Below are 21,777 nucleotides of genomic sequence, written 5' to 3'. Positions count from 1 at the left end.
CGTCACACCTTCCAGAGACGGGACACAGCGTCTGCGAGCGCCGTGGCCTGGGCATGGCCGGCGCGTGCGGCGCCGGGCCTGGGAGTATCCGCGGCCATGTTCCGTCCCATGGCGCGGCGGGCGTCACGGTCCGGGGACACCAGCAGGATGTCGGCCCCCGCGGCCGCGAGTTCGGCCGCCTGCTGCTGGGCGCTCGGGTGCGGGCCCGGCGCGGAGGTCAACGGAGCAATGGCCAGAACGCGGTGGTAGCCACGGGCGAGATGAATGTTGGCGGTGGCGCGGCTGCCGCCGTCGATCCAGCGACGCCCGGCCGCCGACACCGGAGGCCAGACAATGGGGACGGCACAACTGGCCGCGACCGCCTCCGCGAGAGTGACCTGTCCGGCGGCATCGAACGCTTCCAGGGATCCGGTGTGCGCGTCGATCGCCGTGATGCGCAGATCGGTGTTCGCGGGCCAGGCGGCGGCGTCCCGCAGCAGAGTGGCGATGGTGCGACGGACGTCGGCCTCGGGTGCTGTGCGAGCGGCAAGGGCGGCTCGTCCCAGCCGTTGTACGGACCGCTGCGAGTCACGGGAGCCGAGTGCCGCCCGGAGAAAACGAAGGGTCTGGGCGGTGGTGACCGGCAGGTCGATGCGATCGGCTCGGGCCAGCTGCCGCTCGTACAACTCGCGTGCGGATTCGCCGCAGGCCATGCGTGCACCGTAGATCGCGCCCGCCGACGTGCCGATGACCACGTCTGCACTCAGGAGATCGATCCCCGCGTCGGCGAGACCGGCCAGCACTCCCGTCATCCAGGCCCCGCCCACGGGCCCGCCACCGCCCAACACCAGTGCCATGCCGTCCTTGTCGTCCCTGGTGTTCCTGGTCTCCCTGTCGCTCATTTCGCAACCCCCTCAAATCGTAAACGGGGAGCACTCCCCACTTCTCGTGCCGACGTTAGCATCAGTACTGGGGAGCACTCCCCGGTACCGTGAAGGGCGATGAAGATGACAGACAGCACGGACCGCCCGGACGGAACCGCGGACACCGGCAGCGGCAGCGGGACTGGCAGCGGCAAGGACGGTTCGGGCGCCGGCGCACCCGTCCGTCGCCGAGACGCGCGGCGCAACAGGGACCTGCTGCTCGAAGCCGCCCACGAGGTATTCACCGAACTGGGCCTCAACGCGCCGCTGGACGTGATCGCCCGCCGCGCCGGCGTGGGAAACGCCACCCTGTACCGGCACTTCCCCCACCGCGCCGCACTCGTCGACGCGGTCTTCCGCGACCAGCTGACCGGCACGATGGACGCCGGCGACCGCGCCCGGGACGTCGACGATGCCTGGACCGGACTGACCGGCTACCTCCAGGCCGTCTTCACCGTCCTGGCCACCGACCGCGGGACGAACGACCTCATGACCACCCATCTCGAGGGCGTCGAGTCACTGGAGGCCGTACACGCCCACAACCACCGCACCATGGAGCTTCTCCTCGAACGCGGTCGCCACCAGGGCACCATCCGCCCCGACCTCACCACCGAGGACGTGCTCTTCGCCCTGGCCGCACTCGGCCGCGCCGTCCCCGCGCTCACCACGGCGACCACCCCCGACGCCTGGCGCCGCCCCCTCGCGCTCCTCTGCGACAGCCTCCGCGCCGCACCGACGTCGCCCCCGCTCCCCTCCCCCGCGCTCACGCCCGAGCAACTCAACGAAACGTTGCACCACTTCAACCGCTGACGACCGAAGGCGTCCGCCACGACCGTCCGCGAAGGCGCTCCGCGTCCGCCGCCAGAAGTCCCCCAGAAGCCCCGAATGTGGCCGCGTGTCCGACGACTGTGAAAGTCATCGACTCCGCGATGGGCACGCCGTGCCCACGCCCGGCTGCGACGCGACGACGGTTCGAGCACCAGTTCCGTCCGATCGCGTGAACTGGTGTGCGTACCACGATTGTTGGGACGTAGGTTATGCGGTGGAAACAGTTCACGCCTCGCTTGGAAGACGGACGGTAACCATGACGGACCACGCGACGACGCCCGGAGCCACGGCTCACCAGAAGATCGACACGTCGGTTCCGCACTCGGCCCGGATCTGGAACTACTGGCTGGGCGGCAAGGACAACTACCCCGTCGACGAGGAGGCGGGTGACGCGTACAGCGCACTGTTCCCCGGCATCTCCACCATCGCCCGCAGCAGCCGCGCCTTCCTCCGCCGCAACATCTCGTACCTGGTCACCCAGGCGGGCATCCGACAGTTCCTCGACATCGGCACCGGCCTGCCGACCGGGGACAACACCCACGAGGTCGCTCAGCGGATCGCCCCCGAGACCAAGATCGTGTACGTCGACCACGACCCGATGGTCCTCGCGCACGCCCGCGCGCTGCTCACTTCGACCCCCGAGGGTGCGACCGCCTACGTCGACGCGAACCTGGCCGACCCCGACCGCATCCTCGCGGCGGCCGCCGAGACGCTGGACCTCACCCGCCCCACGGCCCTGATCCTCAGCAACATCCTGGGCCACATGGGCGACTACGAGCAGGCGCGGACCATCGTCAAGCGGCTGATGGACGGACTGCCGTCGGGCAGCTACCTCTCCATCAACGACGGGTCGCGCGGCATCGACGCCGGTTTCGAGCAGGCCCAGGACGGCTACAACAGCTCGGGCGCCGTCCCCTATTTCCTGCGCCCGGTCGACGAGATCACGGCGTTCTTCGACGGCCTCGAACTCCTGGAACCCGGCGTGGTCTCGGTGCCGTTCTGGCGCCCGGAATCCGACTCCCCGGCCCCGCAGCTCATCGCCGAGCACGGCGGCCTGGCCCGCAAGCCGTGATGAGTAACTCCCGTTCCATGAAAGAGAGTTACTGACCAAGCGCTTCCGGAAGCCGAGGCCGGCAGCCGTCGCCGGATCGGGCTATGCGTCCGGATCGTCGTTCCGCCACCACGGGCCGACGCCGAGTCTGCGCCGGCCGGAGTCCGTCAGCTCCGCCTCGTCGGCGGAGGACGGCTCGGGGTCGAAAGGCTGCGGGGCAGCACCTGCTCGCTCCGCGGCCGTGCGGCCTCGTACGGCGCGCGCGGGCTCAGTGGCCTCGTCGAGGCTCGGTCCGGTGCCCAAGGGGCGGCGGGAATGGCTCACACGGCAAAGTCTCGCAGGTCACCGCGGCAGGTTGCACCACGCGCCTCGCCTCATCACAACGCCCTCATCGCAACGCCCTCACGACAGCGCTGTCACGACAGTGCAGACGGTCCCTTCGATGGCGGGAGACCCTGACTGCGTACGCGCGCGACAGACCGCCCTTGCACCCAACGTCGCCACCAGGTGAGGCGAGGACCACTCCATGTGACATGGAGTCATCCGGCCCCCGCCGAATGGCGTAAGCGCGATGGCAGGGGGGCGGGAAACGACCCTAAGTTTCCGCCATGGCACGATTCGTAGGCTTTTACCCCTGTATTACCAAGTCAGTTGTCGCCTCCTTCGCCGGTGCGGCGATCGCGATCGGCCCGGTCGGCGGCGTCGCGGCCGCGGTGCCCCGCTCCGACGGTGTGAGCAATCAGATCCAGACCGCGCCGGGGACGCCGGACGCACCGGATGTGTCCGCCCTGTCCTGGACGGTCACCGACGTCGGCACCGGCAATCTGCTGGCCGCCAAGGCACCGCACCTTCGCCTGGCGCCGGCCAGCACCCTCAAGACGCTGTTCGCGCTGGCTCTGTTGCCGCAGTTGCCCGCCGCCACAGAACACACGGCCGTCACCGCCGACATCGACGACGTAGCTCCTGGCAGCAGTCTCGTCGGCGTGCACGAAGGCACCAGCTACACCGTCGGCGACCTGTGGCGCGGTGTCTTCCTCAGCTCCGGCAACGACGCGGTGCACACGCTCGCCAGACTGAACGGCGGAATGGATCTCACGCTCGCGCGGATGCAGGCCACCGCGAACCGGCTCGGCGCGCACGACACCTCGGTGCGCTCCGCCGACGGGTTCGACACTCCAGGGCAGTACTCATCCGCGTACGACCTGTCGCTGTTCGCGAAGGCAGGGTTGCAGAACCCGGACTTCCGTCGCTACTGCGGAACGAAGTCGGCCCAGTTCCCGGCCGCGGGCGGCCCCGACTCCTTCGGCATCCAGAACACCAACCGCCTCCTGGTCGGGTCCCACGGCGTGGAGCCCTATCCGGGGCTGATCGGCGTGAAGAACGGATACACGTCCGAGGCCGGCAACACGCTCGTCGCCGCGGCGACCCGGCACAACCGAACGATCCTGATCACCATCATGAATCCGCAGGACAACTCGGCCAACGCCGTCTACGAAGAGAGCCGCGAACTCCTGGACTGGGGCTTCGACGCCGCTCCACAGGCCGTGACGGCAGGGCAGCTGCGAGAGTCGGCCTCGCCCGCCGCGCCACGTCACCCCGAGGCTGCCCACCACGGTGCCGGCGCCGCGCAGGCTTCCACGTCCGGGGACGCGTCGTCCGGCCTCACCCGCCATCTGGAAGCGGCCGTCGCCCTGCTCAGCCTCGCCTGTGTGCCCTTCGTCCTCAAGGCTGTCCGGCGCAGGCGCAGGCGCTCCGCCAGGTGACGGTCCGCGCGCACCGGGGCCCGGCGCCTGACAGGCGGCCCTCCGCGATTCCGCGCAGAATAAGGAGGTGGGGCCACGCCCGGCGCAGCCGTGAACCGGCGCGCCCACGGTTACCGAGGGCGTGCGGGCCAGGAGGTTTCATGGATCGCCCCTTCGAACCGAGCGGCGTGCCAGATACGCAGAGTGATCCCGAGGCCGCCGCCCACGTCGCCCTGGCGGTCAACGGCATGGGCACCTTCTCGTGGGACGTGGACGCGGGACTGATCAGCTATGACGACGGGGGCCTGGCCGTCATGGGGTTCCGGCCCGGCGAGTTCGACGGCCGCCTGGCCACCCTGGGTGAGCGAATAGTGCCCAGCGAGGTGCCGGCCATCGAGGACCTGGTGGACAGGGCGCTGCGGGAGCGCTCCGGGTTCAGCCTCTACTTCCGGGTGCGGCACCCCGACGGGCGACTGCAGTGGACACACACGCAAGGGCACATCGTCCGGGACGAGCACAGCCGTCCGGTGCGGGTCATCGGGATCATCCGGGACGCGAGCCAGGAGCTGCGGGCGGTGGACCAGACCGAGCTGCTGCGGCAGGCCCGGGAGGAGCGTCACCGTCCGTCCGATGTCGTCGTCCACGTCAGCGACGCGCTCGTGCCGACCGTCACCGTGGAGGATGTCGCGGAGGCTCTCACCGACTCGCGGCTGATGGAGCGGATCGGCGTCTCCAGCGTCATCCTCGGCCTGATCGACAACGGCCGGATGGAGCTGGTGGGCTCCAACGGCGTCCACGAGGGCCTCATCCAGGACTTTCACCTGTCACGTCTGAGTGAGCCGCTGCCGCTGACGGAGGCGGCTCGCACCCGCGAGGCCGTGTTCGTGACGAACAGGCTGGACTTCATCGCCCGCTTTCCGGCGCTGACGCCGTACATGTCGAAGTTCCCGGACGCCGCGGCAGCGGTGTATCTGCCGCTGATCGCGCAGGACACCCCGATCGGTGCCGTCGGGCTCACGTACGAGGGGCGGGCCAGCTTCCCGCCGGAGGAGCGGACCGTGCTGACGGCGCTCGGCAAGGTCATCGCGCAGTCGCTCCAGCGGGCGCTGCTCTACGACCAGGAGCACGAGCTCGCCGCGGGGCTGCAGACGGCGATGCTTCCCGGGATCCTGCCGCACGTGCCCGGCGTGCACCTCGCGACCCGTTACCGGCCCACGCGGGCCCGGGGCGGCATCGGTGGCGACTGGTACGACGCGCTGACGCTGCCCGACGGCCGGATCGCCGTCGTCGTCGGCGACGTGCAGGGCCACGATGTGACGGCCGCCGCCGTGATGGGGCAGCTGCGCATCGCTCTGCGCGCGTACGCCGCCGAGGGGCATCCGCCGTCCACGGCCATGGCGCGCGCGTCCGCCTTCCTCGCCGAACTCGACACCGACCGGTTCGCCACCTGTCTCATGGCCCTCGTCGATCCGCTCACGGGAATGACCTCGGTGGTGCGCGCGGGCCATCCGGAACCCGTGCTGCGCAGCCCGGACGGAAGCTGTGCCTGGCTCGACACCCCCGGTGGCCTCCCCCTCGGGCTCAACACGCCGGGTGGCCAGCCCGCGTACCCGGTCTTCGAGACCGTCGTCGAACCCGGCTCGACTCTGGTGCTGTGCACGGACGGGCTCATCGAGTCGCGCGCCGAGGACATCGACCAGGGGCGTGAGCGGCTCCTCGACGCGATGGGCACCGGGCCGGGGCCGCCCGAGGCCCTCGCCGACCATCTGCTGGACACGATGGCCACCTACACCGGCGAGGAGGACGACGTGGCTCTCCTGGTGCTGCAACGGTCCCGGGGGAAGGCGACTCCGGCACCGCGTATGGAGGCGGTCATCTCCCCCGGCGATCCCGACGCCCTGCGCAACGCGCGGATCGCGTTGCGCGAGGCGCTGCACAGCTGGTCGCTGGAGGCCCTCGGTGACACGGCGGAACTCCTCGCCTGCGAACTCGCCACCAACGCCCTGGTGCACACCGACGGCAGCGCCACACTGACGGCCAGACCGGTACGGCACAGCGGCCGGGGCCTGCGTCTTGCCGTCAGCGACACGTCGCCGGCGTCGCCCCGGCGCCGGGCCGCCCCGGAAAGGGCCACCTCCGGCCGCGGCATGATGCTCATCGAGGAGCTCGCCACCGCCTGGGGCATCGAACCCCGCGGCAACGGCAAGACGGTGTGGTGCGAGCTGTCCCTCTATCTGGTCTAGCCACGGACCTTACGAGCTTTCTCCCATGCTCAACTCCGGTGTGGGGCGGCTGAATCCGCGGGTGAGCCACAGGAGGTGGGCGCCTCCCGCGGCGAGCCAGCACAGTCCGATGGTGAGGGCGACCGCGCTGAGCTGGGTCATCAGGTAGACGGTGACGCAGGCGCCGAGTGCGGGAGCGACGACGTAGCCCAGTACCTTCACGCCGCCCTCGCCGCGGTTGCGGACGAAGTAGACGACGACACAGGCGTTGACCGCGGTGAAGGCGAGGAACGCCCCGAAGTTGATGAACGACGTCGCGGTCGCGAGGGAGATGTTGAGGCCGAGCACACACATGGCGCCGGTGAGCAGGAGGCAGAGCACCGGGGTCTTGGTCCTCGGGTGCAGCGCCCCGAAGAACCGCTTGGGCAGCACGCCGTCACGGCCCATGGTGTAGAGCAGGCGGCTGGAGCTGAGCTGTACGGCGAGGCCCGAGGCGAACCCGCCGATGATGCCGGCCATGTTGGTCCAGTCGGCGAACGTCTGGCCGCCGACCTCGATGGACATCGCGTACGAGACGACCTCCGGGTCCTCGAACACGCCGCCCGGGTGGACGAGTTGCATGACGTAGGCCACGGCGGCGAAGAGGAGTCCGCCGATCGCGATGACGAGGACGACGGCCCGGGGGATGGTGCGCCGCGCGTCGCGGGTCTCTTCGGAGAGCGTGGTCACCGCGTCGAACCCCAGGTAGGAGTAGGCGGCGATGGCGGCGGCCGCCGAGATGCCGCCGAGGCTGCTCCCGCTGTTCCACAGCGGCTGTGTGTAGGACTTCGGGGTGTGGTGTCCGAGGTGGACCAGGCAGTACGCGACGAAGAGCAGCACGATGAACACGGCCAGGCCGGTCAGGAGTTTGTTGACGCGGTCGGTCAGGGTGAGCCCGATGATGTTGACGAGCGTGGTCAGGCCGGCGTTGAGGAGCATCCACACCCAGACCGGGATGCCGGGGAACTGCGCGTTCAGATAGATCGACTGGACGAGCCAGGCGACCATCGGCAGGAACAGGTAGTCGAGCAGCACGGCCCAGCCGACGAGAAAGCCGACCGGTGAGCCGAACAGGTTCCTGGTGTAGACGTACGCCGAGCCGGACGTCGGGTAGTGGCGGGCCATCTTCGCGTAGCTCAGCGCGGTGAGGAACATGGCGCCCGTGGCGACGAGGAGCGCGGTCGGCGCGGCGCCCGAGCTGGCCGCGGAGATCACGCCGAAGATCACCATGACCATGCTGGGCGCCATGTAGGCGAGGCCGAAGGTGACCACCGACGTCAGCGACAGCTTCGGGGTGAGGCTCACGGAGGTGTCACTCATCGCCGGACTCCTCGGCGGGGCGCTCGAAGACCGTGTGTCCGGTGGGGCGCAGGTCGTCCGGGGTGTCGCGGGAGACGGCGGGCCGCCAGGTGGCGGGGTCGATGCGGCCGTTGTAGAGCGGCAGTTCCAGCGGGGTGTCCCCGGCGGTGAAGTGGTCCCACGGCCAGGAGTCCCCACAGGTCCCGTACTTCCGCGCGGCCGCGACGCGGTCGAAGTCGACGACGCTGGTCAGCGTGACGTCCTCCATGCCGGCCGCGGCGACCTGGACGTGTCCCTCGGGGTCCACGAGGATGCTGCGGCCGTGGGCCGTGGGGCCCGCGCCGTTCACGCTGGCCACCCAGACCTGGTTGACGATCGCGTTGGCCTGGTTGATCGGGATTTCCTGGGCGCGTCCCGCGGTCGACGTCTGGACCACGTTGATCACCAGCTCGGCGCCCATCCACGCGAGGTGGCGGGTGAGCTCGGGGTACCAGCTGTCGTAGCAGATCGAGAGGCCGACGCGGCCGTGTCCGGGTATGTCGAAGACGACGAAGTCCCGGCCGACGCACACCGGTTCGTAGGGGCGCCAGGTGAAGATCTTCCGGTAGCTCGCGACGAGTTCGCCGTCCGGGTTGTAGACCACGGCGGTGTTGTAGACGCTGCCGTCCGCGTCGCGTTCGAGGACCGTCCCGGGGACGAGCCAGATCCCCAGCTCGCGGGCCAGGGCTCCGAGCGCCTTCCCGCGCGGGCCGTCCAGCGGCTCCGCGTGGGCGTCGTACAGCTCCTCGGCGGACATCGAGTCCGCGCCCAGCGAGTAGAGATGCGCCTCGGGATAGACGACGAGGTCGGCCGCGTTGGGCGACTTCATGCGCAGCCGCAGGCGCTCGGCGAACCGCTCGAAGGATTCCGCTGGTGCCTGGACGAGGGCAAGACGTAGGTGGCGGCTCATGGGGTTCCTGACTCTGGTGGACGGACCGGCACGAGCACTCGACGGCCTGCCGGTCGGCGTGACGGGGACACCGAACCCGATGCGCAACGTCGTTGTCAACGGTGTTGTCAGTTCTGCTGACGAACCTTGGTAAAGTTCCGCCATGGCGAAGAACACCGCGACCGCGGCCCCGACCGAGCGGTCCGGGGGCGACGCCGCCCGGCAGCCCACGCGGCGGGAGCGCAGGACCCTGCGGCAGGAGGCGGCGGTGAACGCCGCGTTCACACTCGCCGAGCGGGAGGGTGTCGCCGGCCTGACGATGCGCAGGCTCGGCCAGGAGCTCGATGTCGACGCGGCCGTGCTCTACCGGCTGTTCCGCGACAAGGACGAGCTGCTCCTCGCCGTGTGCGAGCGCACCATCGAGACCATCCTCGGCGAGATCGGCGAGGTGCCCGGCGACGAGCCCTGGCAGGACACGCTGCGCAGGATCGCCGAGGCCACCTGGCAGGTGCAGACCCGCTTCCCGGCGATCACCGTGCTGACCTTTGCGCGCACCACGGGAGGGCCGTGCGAGGCCCGGCTGGTCGAGCTTCAGCTCGCCACGTTCACGCGCTCGGGGCTCGCCCCCGCCGAGGCCGTCCTGTACTACAGGACCTTCGTCGACACCGCCCTCGGACTCTGCGCCCACTCCGCGGCGCTCAGCTCACTGGACCCCGAGGTGCGGGAGAAGGACGCCACCGCGTGGACGCGGGTCTACGCGCATCTGCCTGCCGATGAGTACCCGGCCACCCGGGCCCACATCGACCAGCTCAGCTCCGTCAGCCAGAAGGCCCTCTACGACACTGCGGTGGAAGCGGTCATCGCCGCGATCGAGCGGGCCGCCGACGGCAGTTGACGCAACGCCCGAGGTCCGCGCGTCGAGCACTGCTAGCGCAGCGTGATGTACGGCTCGAAGGCATCCAGCAGCAACTCGCGCATGCGTGCCGCGTCCATGTCGCCCGTCCCCGCGAGGACCTGGATGGCCATGCCGTCGACCATGCTGGTGAAGCGGCTGGCCATGGCCTCCGCGTCCGCGCCCTGCGCCATCCCCTCCCGCTGACAGGTCAGCAGCAGGTCGAGGACGATCACGCGCCAGCGGACGTGGACGCCCTTCTGGCCTTCCCTGAGGGTCGGGTCGAGGATGGCCTCGTTCCACGACTGCACCCACACCGACCACTCGTCGGCGTCCTCGTCGGTCGTCGTCAGCTGCACCTCGATCAGCCGGCGCAGCTTCTCGACGGTGGTGTCGGCCGTCCTGAACTCCTCTTCGAGGCGCGCGTGGAAGCGGTCCGCGTAGAAGACGAGGGCGGCCCTCAGCGCGTCGTCCTTCGTCGGGAAGTGGTAGTGGACGGTGCCGGTGCTGGTCCCGCACGCGCGGGCGATGTCGGCGACCCGTACCTTGTGGAACCCGCGGCGGGCGATGAGGCGGGCGGTGGCTTCCAGGATCTGGGCGCGCCGGAGGTCGGCGTCCACGGCGTCGGCGCGGCGGCGGGCCGGCTGTCCGCCACCCGCTCCCCCGCGCGCGACGGGTGGCCTTCCCGCGCCGGTCCGCAGATACCGCTGCGACACCTTGCCGACCTGCGCGATCGCTGCGACCTCGTGGTCCTGGAGACGGCGGTTGCCGCGCAGGGCCTTGGACAGCGCGGTGGGATCCATGCCCACACGGTCGGCGAACTCCCGCTGGCTGATGGGCGCCGAAAGCACCACGAGCCGCGCCCGGTCCGCCAGGGTCGCGGTGTCGTCCGCGATGTCCTCCGCCCCGCCTTGGATCGACGTCATTGCGCTGAGTCCGTTCAGCCTTCCGCTTGCGATGAGAGTGCCGACACGACCTCGTCGGCCGCTCGCAGGCCCGACGAAATGGCACCGTCGATGTAGCCGTTCCACACACTAGCCGTCTCGGTTCCGGCCCAGTGCACGGTCCCGGTGGGTTCCCGCCAGCCCCGCCGGCCGTATCCCGTCCAGCCGCCGGGAGTTACGTACGCCTCGTAGCCGCCCCGCGCGAAGGTGTCCCGCGACCAGATCTTCTCCGTGTAGTCGAGCGGACGTGCCGCCTGCTCCCCGACCACGGTGGTGAAGCTCGCCAGTACGGCCTCGCGGCGGCGGGTGTCGTCGAGGTCGCTCCAGTCGGTGACGCGGTCGCCGTACACGAAGCCGACGAGCACGCCCCGGGAGGCGTCGTCCGGCGAATTGTCGAACACGACGCCGACCGGCCCGTCGCCGTAGAGCGTGGCGACGCCCGAGAGTCCGGCGGCCCGCCAGAACGGGGCGTCGTACACCGCGTGGACCTTGGCGACGCGTCCCATCGGGCTGTGGGACAGCCAGCCGTCCCTGCTGACGGGGAGCCCCGGAGTGAAGCGGATGGAGCGGACCGCCTGGGGCGGCAGCGCGACGATCGCCCTGCGGGCCTCGAACACGGTGGACGCGGTCCGGACCCGCACGCCGTCCTCGTCGTACTCGATCGACTGCACCTGCTCGCCGAGTCGGACGCGCCCGCCGAGCAGGTCGGCGACGGCGCGGGCCGGACCCGCCGCACCGGTGACGAAGCGGCTGTCCTGGGCGCAGTCCCGCGTCTCCATGAGCTGCTCGTACCCGCCGGCCGCGGCGATGTAGAACAGCACGTGGAACAGGGAGATCTCGTACGGCTCCGCGCACCACAGGCCCTGCACGGCGAGTGCCAGGCGGCGCAGGGCGTCCGGGTCGGCGGTCTGTGCACGGAAGAACGACTCGGCCGTCTGGGCGTCCCACTCCGCGAACCGGGGTGTGCGCCAGGGCTGTTGGGTGTCCACGGTCCGGGCGAGCTCGTCGAGGACTTCGCTGACGCGGGTGTACTCCGCGATGCCGGGGCCGTCGGCCGGTGCCGCGCCGAGGTAGGGGACGGTGCCGCCGTCGTGCCACACCTCGACGTGCTTGCCCGTCTCCCAGGTAGGGAAGGTGGCGCAGCCGAAGCGGTCCGCGAGGGCGAGCAGATGTGTCTGGGTCGGGCCGACCCACTGGCCGCCGTGATCGAGCGTCACGCCGTCGGCCCGGATCTCGGTGAGCACGCGGCCGCCCACCCGGTCGGCGGCCTCGACGAGCGTGAAGTCGACGCCCACGTCGTGGAGTCGAAGAGCTGCGGCCAGTCCCCCGTAGCCGCCACCCACGACGACCACCTCGGATTCGACCAGGTCCATTTCGGTCTGTTCCCACATGGCCGCAGAGCATGTCGCAAGACTGATCAGCCAGTCAATCGTTGCGATGAATCTATCCGGAAACCTTGACACGCCCTCCCCCGCCAGCATCATTGACCCACGCATCAATCTTGCGATTCGCCGCCCACCCCGGACAGGGGGTTCGCCCATGGCAACGTCACCTGACACCACTTCGGAAGCCGCACCCGACAGCTCGCAGGAAAAGGGCCTGCGCACCGGTGCCCTCGGCATGACCACGAGCCTGATCCTCTCGGTGGCATCCGCCGCCCCCGCCTACAGCCTCGCCGCGACTCTCGCGTTCATCGTCGCCTTCGTCGGATTCCAGGCGCCGTCGATCGTCGTGCTCGCGTTCGTCCCGATCCTGTTCGTCTCCTTCGGCTACGCCGCCCTCAACCGCCAGGAGCCGGACTGCGGAACCATCTTCACCTGGGCCACCCGCGTCCTCGGCCCGCGCGTCGGCTTCATGGGCGGCTGGGCCATCATCACCTCGTTCACCCTGGTGATGGCCAGTCTGGCCCAGGTCGCCGGCCAGTACGCGTTCATCCTCTTCGGTGCGAAAGGCATCGGGTCCGACCCGTCCAGCCCCTGGGTCCTCCTGGTGGGACTCGGCTGGATCGCCCTCATGACGGCCGTCTGCTACCGCGGCATCGAGGTGGCCGCCGCCGTTCAACGCGCCCTGCTCTTCCTCGAGTTCGCCATGCTCGCGGTCTTCTCGGTGGTCGCCCTCGTACGCGTCTACACCGGGCACGCCGGTGCCGGCGCACGGCATCCGCACTGGTCATGGCTCAACCCGTTCGAGATCTCCTCACCCAGCGCATTCGTCAGCGGCCTCGTCCTGATGCTGTTCATCTACTGGGGCTGGGAGACCGCGCTCACCGTCAACGAAGAGACCACCGACCGGCACCGGACCCCCGGCGTCGCCGCCGTCTCCTCCACGGTCATGCTGCTCGTGCTCTACCTCGTCGCGACCGTGGCGACCCTGGCCTTCGCCGGCATCGGCACGACCGGCACCGGGCTCGGCAACCCCGACAACTTCGGTGACGTCTTCTCCGCCATCGGCAAGGCCGTCTTCGGTGACAGCGGCCTCGGCTCCTTCCTGTGGCATCTGCTCGTCCTGATGGTGCTGTCCTCCGCCGCCGCGTCCACCGAGACGACCGTGCTCTCCCTGGGGCGCACGCTCCTGGCCATGGGCGGCCGCGGAGCCGCGCCGCGCATCTTCGCGAAGGTCCACCCGCGCTACTCGATCCCGCAGTTCAGCACCATCGCCACCGGAGTCGCGGGAGCGGTCTGCTACGTCGTCATGAACTTCCTGAGCCACGGCCAGGTCATCGGCGACGCCGTCTCCTCCTGCGGGCTCATGATCGCGTTCTACTACGGTCTCACGGGCCTCACCTCGGCCTGGGCCCACCGCACCGAGTGGCGACACAGCGCCGCCGACTTCTGGCTGCGCCTCACCCTGCCCGCGATCGGCGGCCTGACCCTCGTCGCGGCCGGGCTGTGGAGCCTGAAGAACGACTGGGACCCGGTGAACAGCTACACGTCCTGGACCCTCCCCTTCGCACCCCACTGGCGGATCGGCGGAGTCTTCGTCATCGGAGTCGGGACGCTCCTCCTCGGCTACCTGCTGATGCTGGCGTACGGCCGCATCGCACCGCGCTTCTTCACCGGCACGCCCCAGGAGACCGCGGCCGTCGCCGAGCACCGGCCCCCGCACGAGCGCATCCCCCGGTGAATGTCACAGCCCCTCAGTAACCCTCCCACCACGGAGTTCGCCATGCCCTACCCCGTACGCGACGCGCTCGGCCTCTCCGCCGAGCAGCACGACTTCATCCGGCTCGCCCGCGACTTCGCCGCCGCCGAGATCCGTCCCCGCGCCCGCGCCGTCGACGACGCCCAGACCGAGTCGCCGCTGGACCTGTGGGACAAGGCCGCCAGGACAGGCCTGGCCGCTTTCATGATCCCCGCGGAGTTCGGCGGCGGCGGAGTGACCGACATGGTCACGCAGGTGCTCGTCCAGCAGGAGCTGTGCCACGGCGACATCGGCATCGGGAACCTGTTGACCTCCAGCGGCTTCTTCGCCGATCCCGTCCTCGAACTCGGCACGCAGGCGCAGAAGGAGCGGTGGCTGCGGCCGCTCACCACCGACACACCCCCGTTGACCGCGCTCGCCGTCACCGAGCCCGACCATGGCTCGGACGCCGCCGGCATCCGCACCCGCGCGGTGCGCGACGGAGATCACTACGTGCTCAGCGGCCAGAAGGCGTGGATCTCCAACGCCCCTTACGCACAGCGGTTCGTCGTGTTCGCCACGGTCGACCCGTCGCTCCGCGCGCGCGGCGTGACCGCGTTCGTCATCGACCGGGACACGCCCGGACTGACCGTGGGCAAGCCGATGCGCAAGATGGGGCAGCGCGCCATCGTCAACGCCGAGGTGTTCCTCGACAACGTGCGCGTCCCCGCCGCAGACCGGCTCGGCGCCGAGGGCCAGGGCTTCTCGGGACTGATGCGCACCTTCGACGCCTCCCGGATCCTGATCGGCGCGTCCTGCGCGGGCCTGTGCCGGGCCGCTCTCGACCTGGCCGTGGAGTACGCCCAGGAGCGCGTGCAGTTCGGCGTGCCCATCATCGAGCACCAGGCGGTCGCGTTCCGGCTCGCCGACATGGCGACCCGCGCCGACACCGCCCATCTGGTGACGATGCGCGCGGCACGCCTCTTCGACCAGGGCGAGAAGGTCACCGCCGAGTCGGCGATGGCGAAGCTGACCGGCTCGGAGAACGCCATGTTCAATACGTGGGCCGCCGTGCAGACGCTGGGCGGCTGGGGCTACTCGCAGGAGTTCCTCGCCGAGAAGTGGATGCGTGACGCGAAGCTGGAGGAGATCGAGGAAGGCACCTCCGACATCCAGCGGCTGGTCATCTCCAGGGCGCTCGCGAAGTCATGACGACTCTCGACGTCTTCCGCGCGCCGGAGTCGGTCGCCGTCGTCGGCGCCACCGACAACCCGGCCAAGTGGGGCCACTGGCTCGCCCGCGGCGCCGTCGCGGGCGCGCACCGGCGCCGCGTGCACCTGGTCAACACGCGTGGCGGCCGGGTCCTGGGCCGCCCCACCCTCCCGGGCCTGGACGCGCTGCCCGAGGTTCCCGATCTGGTCGCCTTCGCCGTCCCTGCCCCAGCCTTGGCCGGCGGTGTCTCCCGGGCCGTCGCGCTCGGCGTGCCCGGTCTGCTCGCGATCACCGCGGGCGTCGAGGACGAGGCCGCGATCGGTGACGTGATCGCGGCGAGCGGCACTCGGCTGCTCGGTCCGAACTGCCTCGGTCTCTACGACGCGTCGAGCGAACTGGAGCTGGCCTGGGGCCGGTTCACGCCCGGCAGCCTCGCGATCGTGTCGCAGAGCGGACAGCTGGGCCTGGAGATCGCGGGGATGGCCGCGAGCGCCGGCATCGGTGTGTCCAGGTTCGTGTCCGTCGGCAGCCAGCTCGACGTGTGCGCCGCCGAACTGCTCGCCGACCTGGCCCACCACGAAGCCACCGGCATCGTCGCCGTCTATCTGGAGAGTTTCGGCGACGGCGAGCGGCTGCTGGACGCCCTGGACCGCCTGCGTGAGGCGGGCAAGCCGGTGCTCCTGCTGACCGTCGGCGCCAGCAGGGCCGCACAGCAGGCGGCCCGCTCGCACACCGGATCCATGACTTCAGGCATCGACGTCGTGGACGCCGCCTGCCGCACGGTCGGCGCCGTTCGCGTCGACACACCGGCCCAACTCGTCGACACGGCACAGCTGTTGAGCCGATGCGCGCCGGTGCGGGGGCGTCGGGTCGCGATCGTGGCCGACAGTGGCGGACAGGGGGCCGTCGCCGCTGACACCGCGTCACGGCTCGGCCTGACCGTCGCCGAGTTCCCCCCGGCCCTCCAGGAGCGCCTCACGGACCGGCTGCCGCCGCACGCCGCGGTCGCGAACCCTGTCGACCTCGCCGGCGCGGGTGAGGACGACATCTCCACGTACGCGTCGACACCGGCGGTCCTCGCCGACAGCTCGGTCACCGACGCCGTCGTGCTCAGTGGCTACTTCGGCAGCTACGGTCGCGACATCCCCGAACACCAGGCGGCCGAGTCGCAGGTCGCGCGGGCCATCGGCTCCCTGGCCGCCGAGCGGGCGATTCCGATCGTGATCCACTCGATGGCCGAACACACCGAAACGGTAAGGGAGTTGCACTCGGCAGGGGTGCCGACCTTCGCCGACGTCGAGGCGGCGCTGCGGGCGGTGGCGACGGCGCACCGCTTCACTCAGGCACCTCGTCCGCGCGTAGTCCGTGCGCCCGCGCATGTGCGTCAAGTGCCTCCAGGCAGTGGGTATCTGGCCGCCCGACGACTGCTGGCCGATGCGGGAGTCCCGTTCCCGCCCGCGGTCGGTATTGCGCCGGGTGCGCCGGATCCTGGCGGCGCGATGAGGTCCCTCTCGGCACCGGTCGTACTCAAAGCCGACTGGCTGGAGCACAAGACGGAGCACGGCGGCGTCGCGACCGGGCTGGGCGATACCGCCGCGCTCGGCGCCGCGTACGACGACATGGTGGCGCGGCTCGGGTCCCACGGGTACGTGGTCGAGGAGATGGACCGGCGCACCGACGTGGTCGAAGTGATCGTCGCCGCGCGGCGCGACCCGTCGTTCGGTCCGGTCGTCGTGGTCGGCGCCGGCGGAGTCCAGGCCGAGCTCACCCAGGACCTCGCGCTTGAACTCGCCCCCTGCTCCCACGACACCGCGCGCGAGATGATCCGCCGGCTCCGGTCCTGGCCACTGCTGAGCGGCTGGCGCGGCAGACGGCCGGTCGACGTCGACGCGCTGGCGGCGGTCGTCGTCGCCGTCTCCGAACTGATCGCCGATCGCGGCGACATCGGCGAGATCGAGCTCAACCCGGTCCGCGTCTCACCGGAAGGAGCTCTCGCGGTCGACGCCCTCGTCATAGCGGCAGCGACGCCCGACACCCCTTCCACTCCCTGACCGCGTCCGGCCGGCGACCACCGGCCGGAACCCGGTGTTCACAAAGTCGACCACGTAGAGGTCTAGCCGCATACCATTGAATGTCGGCACTCTTGCGCCCGTTGTGTCAGGACGTACGCGTGAGACAAGGGTGAACCGATGACACCGATCAGCCGCAGAGGTTTTGTCGCGCTGGGCGCCGGGATCGCGGCCGGCGCCGCGCTGCCCGCCACCAGAGCGGGCGCAGCCACCACGGGCACCGTCAAGGACGTCAAGCACGTGGTGATCCTCATGCAGGAGAACCGCAGTTTCGACCACTACTTCGGCCGCCTCAAGGGCGTCCGCGGGTTCGGCGACCGCAGCGGCATCACGCTCTCCGGCGGGCAGCCCGTCTTCAACCAGCCGAACGGCCTGGGCCGCCAGTACCCGTGGAAACTCAGCTCCACCCCGGCCGCGGGCGGCGTGGACGGCGAGACACTCGCCCAGTGCAACGGCGACCTGCCGCACAGCTGGTCCTCCCAGCACTCCGCGTGGAACAAGGGCCGGCTCGACCACTGGGTCGCCGGTGTCGGCAACGTGCGCAGCCTCGGCTACCTGGACCGCGGCGACATACCGTTCCACTACGCGCTGGCCGACAACTACACCGTCTGCGACGCCTACTTCAGCTCCACCCTCAGCGCCACCGGGCCCAACCGCACCTACCTGTGGAGCGGCAAGGTCGACGGCTCCAGCTACGACGGCGGCGACGAGTCGGGGCTGACCTGGGAGACGTACGCCGAGGCGCTCCAGCGGGCCGGTGTCAGCTGGAAGGTCTACCAGAATGCCAATGACAACTACGGCGACAACGGTCTCGCCTACTTCTCGAAGATCGCCGGAGCCAAGCCCGGCGACCCGCTGCACGACCGCGGCATGGCCTCCGTCCCCGCGGTGACCGGCTCCACGCCCGACGACATCGCCGCCGCGATCAAGGCGGACGCGCTGGCCGGCAATCTCCCCCAGGTCTCCTGGGTCGTCGCCAACCAGGCGTTCTCCGAGCACCCCTACGCCCCGCCCGGCGACGGAGCCCACTTCGTGGACCTCGTCTACCGCGCCCTGGCCGCATCCCCCGAGGTGTTCGACTCGACCGTCCTCTTCCTCAACTACGACGAGAACGACGGCTTCTTCGACCACGTACCCCCGCCGTCACCTCCCGCCGGTACGGCCGGCGAGTTCCTCAACGGAACCCCGTTCGGCCTCGGCTTCCGTGTCCCGATGGTCGTCATGTCCCCTTGGACCAGGGGTGGTTGGGTCTCCTCGGAGGTCTTCGACCACACGTCCGTCCTGCGGTTCATGGAGACCTGGACGACCGCCCTCGGCACCCCGGCGACCTGCCCCAACATCAGCGCGTGGCGCCGCAAGGTCACCGGCGACCTCACCGGCGTGTTCGACTTCACCCGGCCCGTGTACGGAATGCCGTCCGGCCTGCCCGCCACCAAGGTCATCGGGTACGACACCTGCGGCCCGCTGCCCAACCCCGCGCCGCAGACGAACGCCCTGCCCAGCCAGGAGCCCGGCACCCGTCCCGCGCGCGCCCTCCCGTACCAGCCGAACGGCAACCTCGACCACTTCGAGTTCGGCGCCGCCGGCAAGATCCTCGCGTGGTTCTCCATGGCGAACCAGGGCTCCCCGGCACGCAGCGCCGCCCACCTCTCCATGCACCCGAACGCCTACCGCGACACGACGCCGTGGCAGTACACGGTCGACGCGGGCGGCACGGCCACGGACTTCTTCAACATCGGCGCGGGCTCCGGGGCGGGCGCGTACGACATCACGATGGCAGGGCCGAACCGCTTCCTGCGCCGCTTCACGGGCGACGCCACGAAGGCGGGCAAGGCGATCGAGGTCGCCGCCCGGTACGCCGTGGAGTCCGGCACCGGCAAACTGGCCATCTGGTTCAGGATGACCAACTCGGGCTCCGCGTCAGCCCAGTTCACCATCACGTCGAACAACTACCGTTCGGACGGCCCGTGGAACTACACGGTCCCCGCCGGCGGCTCGACGGAAGACTTCTTCAACGCCGTGGCGAACCAGAACGGCTGGTACGACTTCACGATCACGTCCAGCACGGACACGACGTGGTCCCGCCGCTACACGGGCCACATCGAGACCGGCGCGGCGTCCGTCAGCGGCTGATCCCCCGGCCGCGCCCGCGGCGAGCGATCCGGTCGGTCGGTCAGCGGTCGGTCAGCGGTCGGTCGGCCAGCGATCGGTCAGCGATCGGTCGGCCGGGAGCACCCAGCCCGGCCGACCCGGCACCGGCCCCTTCGCCGGCCGACCGGTCGCCGACTGAAACTGATCGCTTTTGACCGTTTCTCACGAGGGGGCGTGACCGCACGCAGCCGCACGGCAGGATGGGCGCGTGGTAGGCAACCTCCCCGTCATGGCGACCAGTTTCGTCGGCCGCGACAGCGAACTGGCCGCTGTCGGGCGGGCGTTGAAAGAACACCGGCTGGTCACACTCACCGGCAGCGGCGGTGTCGGAAAGAGCCGCCTCGCGCTGCGCGCCGCCGAGGAGGTACGGGGCGCGTACGCGGACGGGGTCTGGTGGGCGGACCTCTCCCATCTCTACGACGACCGGCTGTTCACCGCCACGGTCTCCGACGCCGTCGGTCTCCTGGACCACAATCCGCGCGCCCCCATCGAGGCGCTGAGCGAATGGCTGGCCTGCCGGCGGGTCCTCCTCGTCCTCGACTGCTGCGAGCGCGTCCTCGATGCCTGCTGGAAGCTGGTCACCGAGCTCCTCGCCGCCCCGAACCTGACCGTCCTCGCCACGAGCAGGCAGCCCCTCGCCGTCCGGGGCGAGCACTGCATCGAGGTGGCCCCTCTGTCGACGGGCGACGACGAGGGCGGTTCCGACGAGGCGGTGCGCCTGTTCCGCGAGCGGTGCGCCACGGACGTGCCCGACGTTCCGCTCGACTCCCCCGAGGCCGCCGAGACCATCGCCCGTATCTGCCGCCGCCTCGAAGGCATCCCTCTCGCCGTCGAGCTGGCCTGCGCCCGGCTGCGCGAGAACAGCCTCGACGAGATCGCCGAGCGGCTGACCTCACGCCTGGACACACTCGTCGACGACACGATCTGACCCAAGCGCCACCGGGCCCTGCGCACCGCGATCGGCTGGAGCCACGAGCTGTGCGCGCCGCTCGAACGCCTCGTGTGGGCGAGGCTTTCCGTCTTCCACGGTCCCGTCGACGAGGCGGACGCCCGGTCCGTCTGCGCCGGCGGCCCCCTCGACGCCGACGAGATCCCCACGATCCTGGAACGGCTCGCCGACCAGTCGGTCCTGCAACGGGACGGCAACGTCCGCTTCCGGATGCTCGACACCGTGCGCGAGTACGGCGCCCTGTGGCTCGATGAGCTCGGCGAGCAGCACGCCCTGGCCGAGCGCCACGCCGCGCATTTCGCCGGCATCGTCGAGCAGGCCGAGGCCGGCTGGCTCAGCGACCGCCAGGTCGCCTGGTACAACCGCATCTCCGACAGTCACGCCGACGTACGCGCCGCGCTCGACCACCTCTTCACCCAGGACGCGGACACGGCCGTCGAAATGGCGGGACGCACCGGCCTGTTCTGGCCCTGCTGCGGACACCTGCACGAGTCCCGTGACTATCTGGAACGCGCCCTGAGGCTCGACACGCCCCAGGGCCCGTCCCGCACCCGCGCCCTGTGGGCCCTCGGCATCACCCTCACCCTCCAGGGCGACCACCAGACCGCCCTGCGGGTCGGCGAGGAGTGTGCCCTCGCCGCGCAGCAGGACGACGCTCCCGAATCCGTACTCTTCGCCGCCCACACCCTCGGCCTCACGCACCTCATGACCGGGCACCCGCAGGACGCGTACGACGTCAGTGAGCACGCCCTGAACACGTGCGCCGGCACACCGCCGACCGGCGCCCCCCAGCTCTGCTGCCTGGTGATCAGGGCCTTCGCCCTCTCCGCACTCGGCCGCCTCGACGAAGCGCACGAGAAGGCCACCAGCCTGCGCCGGCTCAGCCACGAGTACGGCGAGCACTGGGCGCGGTCCTACGCGGACCACCAACTCGCCTTCATCAACCTCCTCCAGGACCGCCCGCACGAGGCCGAGATCCCCGCCCGCGCCATGCTCACCAGCAAGCACAACCTCAACGACAACCTGGGGATCGCCCTCGGCCTCGACCTGCTCACCGGTGCCAACGCGGCCCAGGGCAACGGCGTCGAAGCCGCCCGCACCTCCGGCACCGGTCACGCCTACTGGCGCATGCTCGGCCACCCGAACCGCGGCACCCCGGAGCTCTCGGAGATCCGCGACCAGTGGGAGCAGCAGGCCCGGAGGGCGGCTGGTGACAACGCGTACGGCACGGCGTACCACCGCGCCTTGACGGACGACGCCGAGCACGGCCTCGCACACGCGCTCCAGGGGCACGCCGGCCCCTGACCCCGCCTTAGGAGACAGTTCTGGGCTCCCCCGGACCGTAGGACCATTTGTGTACCCCGGCCCGCCGACACGTCCGCAGGCTCGAACGGTGGCACGGTCCGCCATACGCTCACGCAGTGTTCAA

At 70.5% G+C, this 21,777-nt stretch carries 15 protein-coding genes and 1 pseudogene; 10 read left to right on the top strand and 6 right to left on the bottom strand.

All coding sequences use genetic code 11. The annotated features are described in order from the left end of the window. Positions 1 to 2: 2 nt before the first annotated feature. The gene (locus OHA58_RS36040; protein ID WP_405483895.1) at positions 3 to 881 is read right to left on the bottom strand and encodes a patatin-like phospholipase family protein; all 879 of its coding nucleotides are present in this window, start codon (positions 879 to 881) and stop codon (positions 3 to 5) included. Between the two features lie 99 nt (positions 882 to 980). Here OHA58_RS36040 and OHA58_RS36035 point away from each other — a divergent pair, with 99 nt between their 5' ends. Beyond that, on the top strand, positions 981 to 1,712 hold the full coding sequence (locus OHA58_RS36035) for a TetR/AcrR family transcriptional regulator (RefSeq protein WP_405483894.1): 732 nt from the start codon (positions 981 to 983) through the stop codon (positions 1,710 to 1,712). Between the two features lie 274 nt (positions 1,713 to 1,986). Next, a complete protein-coding gene (locus OHA58_RS36030; protein ID WP_405483893.1) occupies positions 1,987 to 2,802 on the top strand; it encodes an SAM-dependent methyltransferase in 816 nt (271 codons plus the stop codon). A gap of 81 nt (positions 2,803 to 2,883) precedes the next feature. On the opposite strand, the gene OHA58_RS36025 is transcribed toward OHA58_RS36030, so the two are convergent. Then, complete coding sequence (locus OHA58_RS36025) at positions 2,884 to 3,105, bottom strand: hypothetical protein (RefSeq protein WP_405483892.1); 222 nt, start codon at positions 3,103 to 3,105, stop codon at positions 2,884 to 2,886. A 284-nt stretch (positions 3,106 to 3,389) separates the two neighbouring features. On the opposite strand from OHA58_RS36025, the gene OHA58_RS36020 reads away from it, so the two are divergent. Together OHA58_RS36020 and OHA58_RS36015 are read left to right on the top strand one after the other, a co-directional pair. Further along, the gene (locus tag OHA58_RS36020; protein WP_405483891.1) at positions 3,390 to 4,544 is read left to right on the top strand and encodes a D-alanyl-D-alanine carboxypeptidase family protein; all 1,155 of its coding nucleotides are present in this window, start codon (positions 3,390 to 3,392) and stop codon (positions 4,542 to 4,544) included. Between the two features lie 140 nt (positions 4,545 to 4,684). Continuing rightward, complete coding sequence (locus tag OHA58_RS36015; RefSeq protein WP_405483890.1) at positions 4,685 to 6,766, top strand: SpoIIE family protein phosphatase; 2,082 nt, start codon at positions 4,685 to 4,687, stop codon at positions 6,764 to 6,766. A gap of 9 nt (positions 6,767 to 6,775) precedes the next feature. Here the strand turns inward: OHA58_RS36015 and OHA58_RS36010 are convergent, their stop codons facing one another. Beyond that, a complete protein-coding gene (locus tag OHA58_RS36010) occupies positions 6,776 to 8,104 on the bottom strand; it encodes an APC family permease (protein ID WP_405483889.1) in 1,329 nt (442 codons plus the stop codon). After that, positions 8,097 to 9,032 (bottom strand): carbon-nitrogen hydrolase family protein, encoded by a 936-nt coding sequence (locus tag OHA58_RS36005; RefSeq protein ID WP_405483888.1) that lies wholly within the window; start codon positions 9,030 to 9,032, stop codon positions 8,097 to 8,099. The genes OHA58_RS36010 and OHA58_RS36005 overlap by 8 nt, the downstream gene beginning before the upstream one ends. A gap of 142 nt (positions 9,033 to 9,174) precedes the next feature. On the opposite strand from OHA58_RS36005, the gene OHA58_RS36000 reads away from it, so the two are divergent. Then, on the top strand, positions 9,175 to 9,906 hold the full coding sequence (locus tag OHA58_RS36000) for a TetR/AcrR family transcriptional regulator (protein ID WP_405483887.1): 732 nt from the start codon (positions 9,175 to 9,177) through the stop codon (positions 9,904 to 9,906). Between the two features lie 32 nt (positions 9,907 to 9,938). Here the strand turns inward: OHA58_RS36000 and OHA58_RS35995 are convergent, their stop codons facing one another. Next, a complete protein-coding gene (locus OHA58_RS35995; RefSeq protein WP_405483886.1) occupies positions 9,939 to 10,829 on the bottom strand; it encodes a TetR family transcriptional regulator C-terminal domain-containing protein in 891 nt (296 codons plus the stop codon). A 14-nt stretch (positions 10,830 to 10,843) separates the two neighbouring features. Then, positions 10,844 to 12,238 (bottom strand): flavin monoamine oxidase family protein, encoded by a 1,395-nt coding sequence (locus tag OHA58_RS35990; RefSeq protein WP_405483885.1) that lies wholly within the window; start codon positions 12,236 to 12,238, stop codon positions 10,844 to 10,846. 148 nt (positions 12,239 to 12,386) lie between these two features. On the opposite strand from OHA58_RS35990, the gene OHA58_RS35985 reads away from it, so the two are divergent. The 5 genes and pseudogenes from OHA58_RS35985 (at position 12,387) to OHA58_RS35965 (ending at position 21,653) form a co-directional block, all read left to right on the top strand. Next, on the top strand, positions 12,387 to 13,970 hold the full coding sequence (locus OHA58_RS35985; protein ID WP_405483884.1) for an APC family permease: 1,584 nt from the start codon (positions 12,387 to 12,389) through the stop codon (positions 13,968 to 13,970). Between the two features lie 42 nt (positions 13,971 to 14,012). Further along, on the top strand, positions 14,013 to 15,179 hold the full coding sequence (locus OHA58_RS35980) for an acyl-CoA dehydrogenase family protein (protein ID WP_389531617.1): 1,167 nt from the start codon (positions 14,013 to 14,015) through the stop codon (positions 15,177 to 15,179). Further along, on the top strand, positions 15,176 to 17,230 hold the full coding sequence (locus tag OHA58_RS35975) for an acetate--CoA ligase family protein (protein ID WP_405483883.1): 2,055 nt from the start codon (positions 15,176 to 15,178) through the stop codon (positions 17,228 to 17,230). Before OHA58_RS35980 ends, OHA58_RS35975 begins: the two co-directional genes overlap by 4 nt. A 138-nt stretch (positions 17,231 to 17,368) precedes the next feature. Then, positions 17,369 to 19,381, top strand: coding sequence for a phosphocholine-specific phospholipase C (locus tag OHA58_RS35970; RefSeq protein ID WP_405483882.1), 2,013 nt, complete (start codon positions 17,369 to 17,371; stop codon positions 19,379 to 19,381). A gap of 247 nt (positions 19,382 to 19,628) precedes the next feature. Beyond that, positions 19,629 to 21,653: pseudogene (locus OHA58_RS35965) on the top strand (ATP-binding protein). The last annotated feature ends 124 nt before the right edge of the window (positions 21,654 to 21,777 follow it).

The organism is Streptomyces sp. NBC_00009 (genome assembly GCF_045040855.1).
GTDB lineage: Bacteria > Actinomycetota > Actinomycetes > Streptomycetales > Streptomycetaceae > Streptomyces > Streptomyces aureus.
Note: the sequence above shows the minus strand (reverse complement) of the source record. Positions and strands in the feature narration are given on the sequence as shown.